Source organism: Streptomyces sp. (genome assembly GCF_019510245.1).
Classification (GTDB): Bacteria; Actinomycetota; Actinomycetes; order Streptomycetales; family Streptomycetaceae; genus Streptomyces.
The window spans coordinates 60,596-73,291 of record NZ_JAEKKT010000181.1; the positions used below are offsets into that span (position 1 = coordinate 60,596).

Genomic DNA, 12,696 nt, shown 5'->3' on the forward strand with positions numbered 1-12,696 from the left:
GACCGAGGCGGCACGGTGTTGCGGCGGGCCGCCGGTGCGGACTACTCGGCCTGCGGGGGCAGCGCGGCGATGAACGGGTGATCGCGCTCGATCAGGCCCAGCTTGCTGGCGCCGCCCGGGGAGCCGAGGTCGTCGAAGAACTCGACGTTGGCCTTGTAGTAGTCCTTCCACTCCTCCGGGGTGTCGTCCTCGTAGAAGATCGCCTCGACCGGGCAGACCGGCTCACAGGCTCCGCAGTCGACGCATTCGTCCGGGTGGATGTACAAGGACCGCTGGCCCTCGTAGATGCAGTCGACCGGGCACTCCTCGATGCACGCCTTGTCCTTCACGTCGACACAAGGCTGCGCGATGACGTAGGTCACGCTGTCGTTCCTCCTCGATTGGGCGCTGGCGGGCCTCCGTAGGCTCCGCCGCCTGGCGCGCGGGAGCGCGGCGTCGTCGATGCCCGCCTCTAGTATCTCCGTTTCGGGGCATGATCCGAACAGGAGGGGTGAACTGACCAGTGGAAATCTCTGCCGCAGGGCGCTTCGAGGTCCGTATCACCGCTGCTGACGTGGGCAAACGGGTATCAGTGCGCCGTTTGACCGGAAATGGCGACACCGCGGAGAAGTTCACCGACACGGTGGGTGTTCTCACATCATGGGACGACGACGCCATGCTGACGATCACACGGCGGGACGGCGGGACCGTCCGGATACCGGAGTCCGCGCTGGTGGCGGCGAAGGTGGTCCCGGCCGCTCCGGCACGCCGCCGGGGGCCCGCCGCGACCTATCGCGAGCTCGCGCGCGTCGCCTCGCGCGGCTGGCGGCCGGTGGAGAGCGAGCGGCTCGGCGAGTGGGAGCTGCGGGCCGCAGTCCAGAAGGTGCCGCGCGATGGGGGTCCCCCCAGGCATTCGGCTCTGGGGGAGCGTCCGTGGGGGGCGGTGGCCGGGCGACGGGAGGGCTTCACACGGCGGGCGAACAGCGTGCTGCCGCTCGGCGATCCCGGGCTGCCGCTGGACGCGGCGCTGGCGGCCGTACGGCGGTGGTACGGGGACCGGGGGCTGCCCGCGTACGTGCAGACCGCGACCGGCGCCGAGGGCACCCAGGAGCTGCTCTGCGCGGAGCTGGAGCGGCGCGGGTGGCTGCGTGAGGTGAGCGCCGAGCTGTGGACCGGGGAGCTGGCGCCGGTGGCGGACCGGGCGGAGGGCGCCGGGGTGCTGCTCTCCCGGTCGGCCGGCGAGGACTGGCTGGCGCGGTACCAGCGCAAGGGCGTGAGCGAGGTCGCGCTGAAGGTGCTGGGAGGGCCTTCGGTGTGGTTCGCGACCGTGCCCGGGGCCGAGGGCGGTGCCCCGGCGGCGATCGGACGGCTGGTGGTGGACGGCCGGTGGGCCGGGTTCGCCGCCGTCGAGGTGGATCCGGGGCTGCGGCGGCGGGGGCTGGCCACCGAGGTCATGGCCGCGCTCGCGCGCCGGGCGCTGGCGGAGGGCGCGTCGGCGGCCTGGCTCCAGGTGGAGACGGACAACGAGGGGGCACGGGCGCTGTACGGGCGGCTGGGCTTCGCGACGCACCACGCGTACCACCACTACCGGGCGCCGGAGACGGACGGCTCCTGAATCCGGGCGGCGAGGCGGTACCGATCATTCCGAAGGGGCACGAAAAAGCTATGGCTTCCGGTCAGCCGCATCCACGTCCGCCGTCACCGGCGCGGGCCGCCGAGGTACGACGGCGGTTCGGCGAGGAGGCGCGGTCCGAGCGGCCCGATCTGGCCGCGCTGTGCCTGCTGCTGGGCGCGGCGGCCGACGGTTCGCTGGACGAGACCGGGATCGACGCGGCGCAGATGGAACTGGACCGGCTGGCCGGGCAGCTGCCGTACCGGCCGGGCGGGCCGCACGCGTGGGCCACGGCGGCGCAGCGGGTGCTGGGCGAACGGTTCGGTTTCGGGGGCACCGCCCCGGACTACCAGCGGCTGGAGTCCTCGCTGCTGCACGAGGTGCTGCGGCGCCGGCGCGGGCTGCCGATCCTGCTGTCCGTGGTGTGGCTGGAGGTCACGCGGCGGGCCGGGGCGCCGGTGTACGGGGTCGCGCTGCCGGGGCACTTCGTGGTCGGGTTCGGGGCGGCCGAGGAGCAGGTGCTGGCCGATCCGTTCGACGGCGGGCGGGTGCTGACCGGAGCGGACGCGGAGCTGCTGGTGGTGGGGGCGGCCGGGGTACCGCTGGAGCCGGCGATGCTGGAGCCGGCCGATCCGCTGGACGTCGTACGGCGGATCCTCAACAACGTACGGGCGTGGGCCGCGGCCCGCCCGGAGCGGTCGGACGTGGGCCTGTGGTCGGTCGACCTGTCCCTGCTGCTGCCGTCGCATCCGGCGCGGCTGCGGTACGAGCGGGCGCGGTTGCTGGTGGAGCGGGGCGAGTTCGTCGACGGGGCCGAGGAGTTGGAGAAGTACGCCGGGTTGATCGACGTGGTCGACGAGGGGGCGGCGGAGAAGGTGCGGGGGGAGGCACGGGCGGCACGGGCCCGGCTCAACTGAAGGGGCTTCAGGGGGCTCCCCTACAGCCAGCCCTTCTCCCGCGCGATGCGCACCGCTTCCGCCCTGTTCCGTACCGCGAGCTTCTGGATCGCCGTGGAGAGGTAGTTGCGTACCGTCCCCTGCGAGAGGTGCAGCGCCCTCGCCAGCTCCGCGTTGGTGGAGCCGTCGGCCGCCGCGCGGAGGACCTCGCGCTCGCGGTCGGTCAGGGGGTTGGCGCCCTCGGCGAGGGCCGCCGCCGCGAGGGTGGGGTCGATGACGCGTTCACCGGCGAGGACCTTGCGGACGGCCTCGGCGAGCTGGGCGGCGGGGGCGTCCTTGACGAGGAACGCGTCGGCGCCCGCCTCCATCGCGCTGCGCAGGTAGCCGGGGCGGCCGAAGGTGGTGAGGACGACCAGTTTCACCGTCGGCAGCGCCTCGTGGAGCCGGGCCGCCGCCTCGATGCCCGTGCAGCCCGGCATCTCGATGTCGAGCAGGGCCACATCGATGTCGTTCGCCTTCGCCGCGGCCAGCACCTCGTCGCCGCGGGCGACTTGAGCGACGACCTCGATGTCGTCCTCCAGGCCCAGCAGGGCGGCGAGCGCCTCGCGGACCATCGACTGGTCCTCGGCGAGGAGGACCTTGATCGTGCTGCTCATGCCCCGGATCCTACGGCCCCGCCGGAGTCGAGCGGGACCCGGGCGACCAGCCGGAAGCCGTGCTTCAGACGGCCCGCCTCCAGCGTGCCGCCCGCCTTCTCCAGGCGCTCGGTGAGCCCGGTGAGCCCGTTGCCGGGGCCCTTGCCGGAACCGCCCGATCCGTTGTCCTCCACGGCGAGTTCGAGGACCGGGCCGTCCAGGGTCTGGCGGCGCAGCAGCTCCACCGTGCAGGCGCTCGCCCCGCTGTGCCGTACGACGTTGGTGATCGCCTCGCGCAGTGCCCAGGCCAGGGCCGCCTCGCCCTCCTCGGGTACGCCGGCCAGGTCGGGATCGGCCGGGACCTCGGCGGTGACCGCGGCGGCGGTCAGGGCGACCTGGGCGCCGGCCAGTTCGGCGGCGAGCCGGGGCCGCCGGTAGCCGGTGACGGCCTCACGGACGTCCACCAGGGCCTGCCGGCTGACCTGTTCGATGTCGGAGACCTGCTGGGCCGCCTTGTCGGGGTGGTCGGGGAGCATCCGTCCGGCCAGTTCGCTCTTCAGCGTGATGAGCGAAAGGGAATGCCCGAGCAGGTCGTGCAGGTCGCGGGCCAGGCGCAACCGCTCCTCGTTGGCGGCCAGATGGGCGACGGTGGCGCGGGCCTTGCGCAACTCGATGGTGGTGGCGACGAGTTGCCGGACGCCGGTCATGGAGTAGCCGACCAGGAGGACCACCAGGAACAGTCCCCAGGCGTCGTCCAGGGCGTGGGCGTGCCAGCCCGCCAGCATCATGGCAGCGGTGGTGGCCGGGACGGTCCAGTAGGCGATGCGGAGCGGGAAGGTGACCCCGCACATCACGGAGACGTACACGAACAGGCCCAGCCAGGAGCCGCCGAGGCCGAAGGCGAGCACGACCGCGAGCATCCACTCCACGGCGACCGCGGCGGCGACGACACCGCCGCGGAAGGGCCGGCCCATCTGGCGGAAGACGATGGTCAGGTAGATCCCGACGAAGGCCATGAGGCCCGCCCAGCCGGCCGCCGCGGCCCCGGTGGTGTGGTGGCCGGAGGTCAGGTCGTCCACCGGGGAGCCCAGGAACACCAGCCACGGCAGCACCCACACCAGCTTGCGCATCGCCTCGCCCCGGTTGCGCGGCGGCCGGCCGATCCGCACCAGCCGGTCCGCCCGTGTCTCGTCCTCGGACCGCAGGTCTTCCGTCATGGTGCTCACGCCTTCAGCGTGTCCTTCCGGTACAGCCAGGCCGCGCCGCCGACGAAGAGGGCGAAGAAGACGACGAGGATGGCGATGTCCTGGGCTTTCGGGGCCTGGCTCTGTTCGATGGCCCGTCCCAGTGCAGCGTACGCGTGCGTGGGCAGCCACTTCGCGATGTCCTGGAGCCAGGTCGGGAAGGAGGAGGACGGCCACCACAGGCCGCCGAGGATCGACAGGCCGAAGTAGGTGATCATCGTGATCGGGCGGACCGCGTCGCCGCTCGCCAGGTACCCGATGGCGACGCCGAGCGCGGCGAAGACCAGGCTGCCGGCCCAGATCGCGCCGGTGAGCGCGCACCACTGCCAGGCGTCGAGGCGTACGTGCTTCACGGACGCGGCGACCAGGAAGACGACCACGATGGACGGCAGGCTCACCACGGCCGCGCTGGCGGTCTTGGCGAGGACGTAGCCGCGGCCGGGCAGGGTGGTCAGCCGCAGCTGCCGTACCCAGCCGCTCTCGCGCTCCTTGGCGATGCGTTCGCTGTTGCCCATCAGGACGGCGGTGAGGGCGCCGAAGGAGGCCATGGAGACCATGACGTACGCGGCGAGGGACAGCCCTGAGTTGTCGACGGTCTTGGTGGTGTCGTTCTGGCTCGCCACCAGCAGGAAGATGATCGACGGGTAGATCACCGAGAAGAACAGGAACTTGCGGTTGCGCAGGGCGCGGGCGAGCTCCAGCCTGATCAGGGCGTTCATGACTGCGTGACCTCCTTGGCCTCCTCGGCCTCCGTGATGGCGACGAACGCCTGCTCCAGGCCGAGCCCGGCGACTTCGAGGTTGCGGGGGTAGACGCCGAGTCCGTACAGGGCGTGGACGGTGGCGTCGGCGTCGGACGACTGCATGCGGACGGTCTGGCCGCTCACGTCGACGGCGGTGAGGAAGGGCAGGGCCCGCAGCGGGGCCTCGTCGATCTCGCCCTCCAGGTCGAAGGAGATCCTCCTCGCGCCCGCTTTGGCCTTGATCTCGGCGGCCGTCCCGTCGGCCAGCAGCCGTCCCCGGTGCAGCACCAGCACCCGGTCGGCGATGGCGTCGGCCTCTTCGAGGTAGTGCGTGGCGAACAGGACCGTCCGCCCCTGGTCGGCCTGTTCGCGCATGGTCGCCCAGAACGCCTGGCGGGCGGAGACGTCCATGCCGGTGGTCGGTTCGTCCAGGACGATCAGGTCGCTGTCGCCGGCGGTGGCGAGGGCGAAGCGGACGCGCTGGGACTGGCCGCCGGAGAGCTTGTTGACCTTGCGGTCGGCGATCTGCGAGATGCCCGCGCGGGCGAGGACGTCGGTGACCTTGTAGGGCTTCGGGTGCAGGTCGCAGGCGAGCTTGACCAGTTCCTGGACGGTGACCTCGTCCATCAGGCCGCCGCTCTGCAGCATCGCGCCCACGCGTCCGGCGACGATGGCCTCCCGCGGGCTCAGCCCGAACACGCTCACCGTGCCGGCGTCGGCCTGCTTGAGGCCGAGCAGCAGGTCGAGCGTGGTCGACTTCCCCGCGCCGTTGGGCCCGAGCAGGGCCACGGTCTCCCCCGGGTGCAGCCGCAGCGAGAGCCCGTCGACGGCCCGCACGTTCCCGTAGGTCTTGCTCACTTGGTCGAACCCGACCACCACCGGGGACCCGGTGGCCGTCGTCGCCGCTGTCGTTGTCATGTCCCCATGCTGACGGCGAGCCCCTGTCCGGGGGCAGTGCCGACCGTCCGGAGAGCCGCATGACAGATGTCATGAGAAGGGCGTGACAGGACGAGAGGGGGCGCCCGGCGAAGACCGGGCGCCCCCTCTTCGGACCCGCGTCAGCTGGGGTTGGTGTCGATGACTCCGATGCGCTGCGCCGTCGTCTTGCCGACCAGCGCCTTGCGCAGCGCCGAGGCCACGTCCTGCGGGGTGACAGCCGTCTTCTGACCGGTGGCCCGGGTGATCAGCACGCCGTCGAAGGTGCTGCCGTACGCCACCTTGAGGGCTTCCAGGTTGTACGTCTCGACCAGCTTGCCGTCGACGGCCTTGAATCCCAGGATCTTCGGCAGGGACACCGGACCGAACTTGATGCTGTGCGTGGCGTCGGTCTGGACTACGACCAGGCTCGACATCGCCGGCTCCGCGAACGCCTTCATCTCGCGGTCGACCTCCGCGTTGGAGACCGTCGGCTGCACGGTGGTCGTCGGGACGGTGACCGGGGAGGAGGTGTTGGTCTCCACCATGGTCCGGTACGCCTGCTCGACCGCCTTCGTCGAGCCGGCCGCGTCGATGCCCTTGCCCGCCTTGCCGTAGACCGCGACGGCCTTGCCGGAGATGAACTTGATCGTGCCGTCGGTGACCGAGCCGGAGCTGCCGCCGAGGCCCTTGAGGGCGGCCTGGAGCTTCTCCTCGTCGACCGGCATGGCGGGGGCGACGACCCGCTTCTGGCCGAACAGGGAGCCGACCACGGAGACCGGGTTGTAGTCGCTCTTGGCGGCCGCGTCGACCGTGGCCTGGATGTCGAACTGGAGGCCCGCCTGGTCCGGGGGCAGCGAGACGGTCTTACCGTCGACCGAGAGCTTCAGCGGCTTGTTCACCCGGCTGCCGAACGCGTCGTCGAGCTTCTTGACCGCGTCGTCGCGGGTGCCGCCGCCGATGTCGACGCCGAGCACGGTGGTGCCCTTGGGCACGTCGGAGTGGTTCATGAGCAGCCCGGCACCGTAGACGCCGAGGCCGGCGACCACCACGACACCGCCGAGCAGGGGCAGCTTGCCGCGCTTCTTCTTGGCCTTCGCCTTGCTCTTGCCCTTGGCCTCGGCCGGGGGCGGCGAGACCGGCTCGGGCAGCTTCGGGGGCGTGTGCGGCAGCGGCCCGGTGCCGGGGGCACCCGGCGCGAAGGGGGAGGCGGCGCCCGGGGGCACCACCGGGATGCCGCTGGTGACGGTCTGTCCGGAGACGTGGGCCGCCGGGGGGCCGTAGCCGGGCATGCCCGGTTCGGGGGCGGGCTTCTGCGGGGTGAGGATCGCGGTGTCGTCGCTCAGGCCGCCGCCGGGGACGGCGAGTCCGGCACCGGCTGGTGCGGTGCGCGCGCCGGGCCGGGGGGCCTGGGCGCTGCGGGCGCGAGGCCCGCCGGGGCCCGCGGAGCCGTTGTGGGGGCCCGCGGGGCCGTTGTGGGGGCCCGCGGGGCCGTTGTGGGGGCCCGCGGGGCCGCTCGGGCCGCCGTAGGGCTCGCCGCCGTTGACCGGCGGGACGAACGGGCCGTCGCCGGTGACGGGGCCGCCGGTGGGGCCTGCCGGGCCCTGCGGGCCGCCGGGGCCGCCGGGACCGGCCGGGCCGCTGAAGCCGCCGGGACCGGCCGGGCCGCCGCCGGGCGCGCCGGGGCCGCCCTGTGCGCCGTTCTGGCCGCCGTTGTCGGAGAAGTACGGCAGGTCGTCGCGGCGGGCGTCGCCGCCCGTCGCACCGCCCCGGGAGCCGCCGAGCGGGCCCGCGGCGAGCGCCTCGGTCACGTCGAAGGAGCCGGTGCCGCCGCCGTGGCCGGGGGCCACCGGGCCGCCGGTCGCGCCCGCGGGCAGCCCCGCGCCGTTGGTCCCGCCGGGTCGGGACGCGCCCGGCACGCTCATGGAGCCGACGACACCGCCGGGCCGGCCGCCGTTCGCGGCGCCGGAGCGGGGGGCGCCGCCGCCGTTCGGACGCGCCGCACCCGCAGTGTTCGGGGAGGCAGCGGGCGAACCGTCTGGTGTACCCGCCCCGTTGGTGGCGCCGGCGCGCTGTCCGCCCTTGGCGGGGCCGGACTTGCGTGGCGCAAACCAGTCGGTGGTGGGCGCGGGCGCCGGTTCGGCGGCGGGCGGCTCGGCGTTGCCGGTGGACGTGGCGGCACCCGCCGGCCGCGCGTGCGTGCCCGTCTCCTCGCCCGTACCGCCCACGCCGCTCGTGCCGCCCGCTGGTCTCGGTCTTGCGTTCCTCCGGCTGCGCGGCCGAACGGGCCGCGTCCGTGCCGTCGTCGGAAGCCATGGGGGTCCCGTACGGCGGCGTACCCGAGGGGTATGCGGATCCACCGCGCCCGTCGGGCCCGGAGGACGGAGTGTCAGTTTCACGACTCAAGGCAGGTTCTCCCGGTTGGCTCCACCGCCCGTGACGACCTCGCTGGGACGGCTCGGCGGCGCGCACCACCATACTGGCCACTTCTGACGCTTATCCCATGACCGCTGGGGAAACCCACACCGGACTCGCACGGGCGCCCCACGGCGAAGTGGTACGTCACTTGCCAAGTCGGGCGCCGCCCGCTTCGGGTTGCCGCCCCAAACCTATTGTGGCGCAGATCACAGCCAGCGCCATGCCGCCGAGCAGGAAGAGGTACGAGCCGCCGCCCGCCCCGAACAGGAAGTCGCCCTCGGGCCTGCTGGCGGTGAGGAAGATGACGGCGACGACCCAGCCGAACGCGGGCGCGACGGCTCCGGAGCGGCTCGCCATCGCCCGGGCCCCACCGAGGAAGAGCCCGGCGGCACCGGCCAGGGCGAGCAGCAGCCCGCCCGGGAACCAGCCGGCCTGGACGAGGGCGCCCGCGGCGCCGACCACGGCCCCGAGCACGACCAGTCCGACGAGGGCAGCGACCCGTCCGGCCGAGGGCGCCTGCAACGGTTGCGCGAGCATCGGCCCGCGTCCGTCGGAACTCATGACGCCTCCCCGAGGCCCGCGAAGAGGTCGGTCTCGCGCGCCGCGCCCGGCTCGCCGCCCACCAACTCGTAGAACTCCGTGGTGAACAGGGGCTGGGCCAGCTCGTTGGAGAGCACGAAGTAGCGGGCGCCGCCCGGTGCCACCTCGACCTGGGTGGCGTGGGCGGCCATCGCGGCGGCCTTCGCGCCGGCATAGGAGGTGCCGTCGATCTCGGTGGTGATCCGGTGGTCGTCGACCACGCCCGGAACGTCGTCGACGGCGGCGGACTTGGCGAAGGGCAGCCCCGGCAGGTCCTCCTGGAGCCTGGCGAAGGCGGCCTCGGCGACCGTGCGCGGGACGCGGTTCCAGTAGACCTTGGGGACGCGGTGGCCGGCCTCGGCGGCCAGTTCCACGGCTCTCATCGTGACGCGGTGGGCCTGGATGTGGTCCGGGTGGCCGTACCCGCCGTTGTCGTCGTACGTGACGACGACCTGCGGGCGGGTCTCCAGGACGACCTCGGCCAGGTGCCCGGCGGCCTCGTCGACGTCGGCCTGCCAGAAGCAGTCGGGCGCGTCGTTGTCGGACACGCCCATCATTCCGGAGTCGCGGTAGCGGCCGGGGCCACCGAGCAGCCGGAAGTCGGCCACGCCGACCTCGCGCATGGCCGCGGTGAGCTCCCCCAGCCGGTACTCGCCCAGCGCGGGGCCGGTGAGATGCCGCAGCTCGGGCGGGATGACCTCGCCACCCTCACCCAGGGTGCAGGTGACCAGCGTCACATGAGCACCCTGGGCCGCATAGCGGGCCATGGTGGCGCCGTTGTTGATCGACTCGTCGTCCGGATGCGCGTGTACGAGCAACAGACGCCGGGAGGGCAGTTCCGTCATGTGCCCACCCTACGAAACGACACCGACAGTGCCGCGCAGCCCGGGGCGAGCGGTGTGGAGTGCGACCGGGGTCAGAACTTGATGCTGCCGATCATGCTGGCGACGTTGGTCGTCAGATCGCTGATCGTCGGTGCGACGGTCGAGGAGGCGAGATAGAAACCGAGCAGCATGCACACCACTGCATGACCGCCCTTCAGACCCGACTTCTTGATCAACAAGAAGACGATGATCGCCAGCAGCACCACCGCCGAAATCGAGAGTGCCACGGCGGCTCACCTCCAAAGATCCCAGGGATGCGGGGGGTTCGGACTATGGGGGTTGTAGATCACGTTGTGGATCGGTACAGCAATTCCATGCGCGAGCCAGCAGGTTCATACCCACTCAGCGGTAGTGATCATAACTATGCGTGCTCGCGCATCGCTCGGCGCACGGCCGCACAAGGGGGCGCATGGCCAATATGGTCGGGGGATGACGACCGAGGCTGTCTCATTCCCCCGCCGGCACGCCCGCACCCAGCGTTTCACGCTCGGCGCGCCGCGCGCGTTCACCGTGGCCCCCGACGGCTCCCGCGTGGCGTTTCTGCGCTCCGGTTCCGGCACCGACCGCGCCAACTCCCTCTGGGTCCTTGACGTACCGGGCGGCGAGGAGCGCCTCGCGGCGGACCCGCGCACCCTGCTCGGCGGCGCCGAGGAGCACCTCTCGCCCGAGGAGCGGGCCCGTCGCGAACGCAGCCGGGAGGGCGGTGCCGGCATCGTCGGCTACGCCGCCGACGCGGCCCTGGAGTTGGCGTCTTTCGCCTTGTCAGGACGGCTTTTCACGGCCGAGCTCAGGGCCGGTACGGCACGCGAACTCACCGTCCCCGGGCCGGTGATCGACCCGCGCCCGTCCCCCGACGGCCGGCATGTCGCGTACGTCGCGGCGGGCGCCCTGCGGGTGGTGGGCGCCGAGGGCGAGGGCGACCGGGCGCTCGCGGAGCCGGAGTCGGAACTGGTCACCTACGGATTGGCCGAGTTCATCGCGGCCGAGGAGATGGGCCGGTCCCGCGGCTTCTGGTGGTCGCCGGAGTCCGACCGGCTGCTCGTGGCGCGCGTGGACGACACGCCGGTACCACGGTGGTGGATCGCCGACCCCGCCCACCCGGAGCGTGAGCCACATCATGTCGCCTACCCGGCGGCGGGCACCGCCAACGCGGACGTACGCCTGTTCGTCCAGGGCCTGGACGGGGCGCGCACGGAGGTCTCCTGGGACCGGGCACGCTATCCGTACGTGGCGCATGTGCACTGGTCAGAGGCGGGCGCCCCCCTCCTGCTCGTACAGGCGCGCGACCAGCGCAGCCAGCTGTTCCTGGCCGTGGACCCGGAGTCGGGAGCGACCCGGATGGTGCACGCCGACGAAGATCCAACATGGCTTGAACTGTTCGGTGGAGTGCCCTGCTGGAGCCCCTCCGGGCAGCTGGTCCGGATCGCCGACGAGGGCGGCGCCCGGGTGCTCGCGGTGGGTGAACGTCCCCTCACCGGACCCCAGTTGCACATCCGAGCGGTTCTCGACGTGACCGCCGACGACGTGCTGGTTTCCGCGTCCGCCGGCGAGGAGGCCGAGTCCCCCGAGATCGGCGAGGTGCACGTCTACCGCGTGAACGAGCTCGGCGTGGAGCGCGTGTCGCAGGAGCCCGGCGTGCATACGGCGGTGCGCGCCGGGGGCGTGACCGTACTGGTCTCCGCCACCCTGGACCGCCCGGGCACCCGCACCCAGGTACTGCATGACGGAAAGCATCTGGCGACTGTCACGTCGTACGCCGAAGACCCCGGTTTGTCCCCGCGCGTGACGCTTACCGAGGGGGGCGCACGCCGAATTCCGTGCGCCGTGCTTATGCCACAGGACTACCACGGGGACACTCCCCTTCCGGTTTTGCTCGACCCGTACGGAGGTCCGCACGGCCAGCGGGTGGTCGCCGCGCACAACGCCCACCTGACCTCACAGTGGTTCGCCGACCAGGGCTTCGCGGTGATCGTCGCCGACGGCCGGGGCACCCCGGGCCGCTCCCCCGCCTGGGAGAAGTCCATCAAGGACGACGTCGCGGCGATCGTCCTCCAGGACCAGGTCGACGCCCTCCAGGCGCTCGCCGCCGACTTTCCCCTCGACCTGACCAAGGTGGCGATCCGCGGCTGGTCCTTCGGCGGCTACCTGGCCGCCCTCGCGGCCCTGCGCCGCCCGGACGTCTTCCACGCGGCGGTGGTGGGCGCCCCCGTGACCGACCTGCGCCTGTACGACACCCACTACCAGGAGCGCTACCTCGGCCACCCCGGCGAACAGCCGGAGGTCTACCGCCGCAACTCGGTGATCGACGACGAGGGCCTGACCGAGGCGGCCGAACCACACCGGCCCATGATGATCATCCACGGCCTCGCCGACGACAACGTGGTGGTCGCCCACTCCCTGCGCCTGTCCAGCGCCCTCCTGGCAGCGGGCCGTCCGCACGAGGTCCTGCCCCTGTCGGGCGTCACGCACATGACCCCGCAGGAACAGGTGGCGGAGAACCTGCTGCTGCTCCAGCTGGACTTCCTCCGGCGCACCCTCAAGCTGGGCTGAGCGGAATCTCTCCACGGAGCACCGCAACCATCAATTGAGGAACCACGACGAAGCACCAGCCAGGTCCGCGAGAGCGGCGCCGGTTTAGGCGCAAAAATGGGCAACGGGCCGGAGCGACATGGCGCGCTCCGGCCCGTTTACGGCACCCGCACGGCCGTACGCTGATTAGACTGCCCCGTCCGTATATCGAGACCGGGTCGGAGAAGTTGCCTGCGTGTTAACGCGATTGACCCGCATACGCC

Annotated in this window: 11 protein-coding genes and 1 pseudogene; 3 read left to right on the forward strand and 9 right to left on the reverse strand. The window is 72.5% G+C overall.

The genetic code is table 11. The features are described 5' to 3' along the window. Positions 1-41: 41 nt before the first annotated feature. Entirely contained in the window at positions 42-362 is a 321-nt protein-coding gene (gene fdxA, locus JF597_RS36245) for a ferredoxin (protein ID WP_089098949.1), read from the reverse strand. A 140-nt stretch (positions 363-502) separates the two neighbouring features. Between fdxA and JF597_RS36250 the strand changes: the two genes are divergently transcribed. Continuing rightward, positions 503-1,594, forward strand: coding sequence for a GNAT family N-acetyltransferase (locus tag JF597_RS36250; RefSeq protein ID WP_294005454.1), 1,092 nt, complete (start codon positions 503-505; stop codon positions 1,592-1,594). 50 nt (positions 1,595-1,644) lie between these two features. Beyond that, on the forward strand, positions 1,645-2,508 hold the full coding sequence (locus JF597_RS36255) for a transglutaminase-like domain-containing protein (protein ID WP_294005457.1): 864 nt from the start codon (positions 1,645-1,647) through the stop codon (positions 2,506-2,508). Positions 2,509-2,528: 20 nt separating this feature from the next. On the opposite strand, the gene JF597_RS36260 is transcribed toward JF597_RS36255, so the two are convergent. The 8 genes and pseudogenes from JF597_RS36260 to JF597_RS36295 all read right to left on the reverse strand — a co-directional run bounded on the left by JF597_RS36260 (position 2,529) and on the right by JF597_RS36295 (position 10,131). After that, positions 2,529-3,143, reverse strand: coding sequence for a response regulator transcription factor (locus JF597_RS36260; protein ID WP_294005460.1), 615 nt, complete (start codon positions 3,141-3,143; stop codon positions 2,529-2,531). Beyond that, entirely contained in the window at positions 3,140-4,339 is a 1,200-nt protein-coding gene (locus tag JF597_RS36265; RefSeq protein ID WP_294005646.1) for a histidine kinase, read from the reverse strand. The genes JF597_RS36260 and JF597_RS36265 overlap by 4 nt, the downstream gene beginning before the upstream one ends. 5 nt (positions 4,340-4,344) lie before the next feature. Continuing rightward, positions 4,345-5,085 (reverse strand): ABC transporter permease, encoded by a 741-nt coding sequence (locus JF597_RS36270; protein WP_294005464.1) that lies wholly within the window; start codon positions 5,083-5,085, stop codon positions 4,345-4,347. Then, on the reverse strand, positions 5,082-6,026 hold the full coding sequence (locus JF597_RS36275) for an ABC transporter ATP-binding protein (protein ID WP_294005467.1): 945 nt from the start codon (positions 6,024-6,026) through the stop codon (positions 5,082-5,084). Before JF597_RS36275 ends, JF597_RS36270 begins: the two co-directional genes overlap by 4 nt. 140 nt (positions 6,027-6,166) lie before the next feature. Beyond that, positions 6,167-8,429, reverse strand: a pseudogene (locus JF597_RS36280) (hypothetical protein). 156 nt (positions 8,430-8,585) lie between these two features. Beyond that, positions 8,586-9,002, reverse strand: a complete 417-nt coding sequence (locus tag JF597_RS36285; protein ID WP_294005470.1) for a DUF6113 family protein — start codon at positions 9,000-9,002, stop codon at positions 8,586-8,588. Beyond that, positions 8,999-9,865 carry an N-acetyl-1-D-myo-inositol-2-amino-2-deoxy-alpha-D-glucopyranoside deacetylase gene (gene mshB, locus JF597_RS36290; RefSeq protein WP_294005473.1) on the reverse strand — a complete coding sequence of 289 codons (867 nt, stop codon included), beginning with the start codon at positions 9,863-9,865 and terminating at the stop codon, positions 8,999-9,001. The genes JF597_RS36285 and mshB overlap by 4 nt, the downstream gene beginning before the upstream one ends. Before the next feature lie 71 nt (positions 9,866-9,936). Then, the gene (locus tag JF597_RS36295) at positions 9,937-10,131 is read right to left on the reverse strand and encodes a hypothetical protein (protein WP_046733847.1); all 195 of its coding nucleotides are present in this window, start codon (positions 10,129-10,131) and stop codon (positions 9,937-9,939) included. A 202-nt stretch (positions 10,132-10,333) separates the two neighbouring features. Here JF597_RS36295 and JF597_RS36300 point away from each other — a divergent pair, with 202 nt between their 5' ends. Beyond that, positions 10,334-12,454: a prolyl oligopeptidase family serine peptidase gene (locus tag JF597_RS36300; RefSeq protein WP_294005481.1), complete on the forward strand. Its 2,121-nt coding sequence runs from the start codon at positions 10,334-10,336 to the stop codon at positions 12,452-12,454. The last annotated feature ends 242 nt before the right edge of the window (positions 12,455-12,696 follow it).

What these genes read in the sequence shown, in the direction of transcription:
- JF597_RS36255 (WP_294005457.1), top strand. Translation starts at nt 1,645, where the DNA reads ATGGCTTCCGGTCAGCCGCATCCACGTCCGCCGTCACCGGCGCGGGCC.
- JF597_RS36260 (WP_294005460.1), bottom strand. Translation starts at nt 3,143, where the DNA reads ATGAGCAGCACGATCAAGGTCCTCCTCGCCGAGGACCAGTCGATGGTC.
- JF597_RS36265 (WP_294005646.1), bottom strand. Translation starts at nt 4,339, where the DNA reads ATGACGGAAGACCTGCGGTCCGAGGACGAGACACGGGCGGACCGGCTG.
- JF597_RS36270 (WP_294005464.1), bottom strand. Translation starts at nt 5,085, where the DNA reads ATGAACGCCCTGATCAGGCTGGAGCTCGCCCGCGCCCTGCGCAACCGC.
- JF597_RS36275 (WP_294005467.1), bottom strand. Translation starts at nt 6,026, where the DNA reads ATGACAACGACAGCGGCGACGACGGCCACCGGGTCCCCGGTGGTGGTC.
- JF597_RS36285 (WP_294005470.1), bottom strand. Translation starts at nt 9,002, where the DNA reads ATGAGTTCCGACGGACGCGGGCCGATGCTCGCGCAACCGTTGCAGGCG.
- mshB (WP_294005473.1), bottom strand. Translation starts at nt 9,865, where the DNA reads ATGACGGAACTGCCCTCCCGGCGTCTGTTGCTCGTACACGCGCATCCG.
- JF597_RS36300 (WP_294005481.1), top strand. Translation starts at nt 10,334, where the DNA reads ATGACGACCGAGGCTGTCTCATTCCCCCGCCGGCACGCCCGCACCCAG.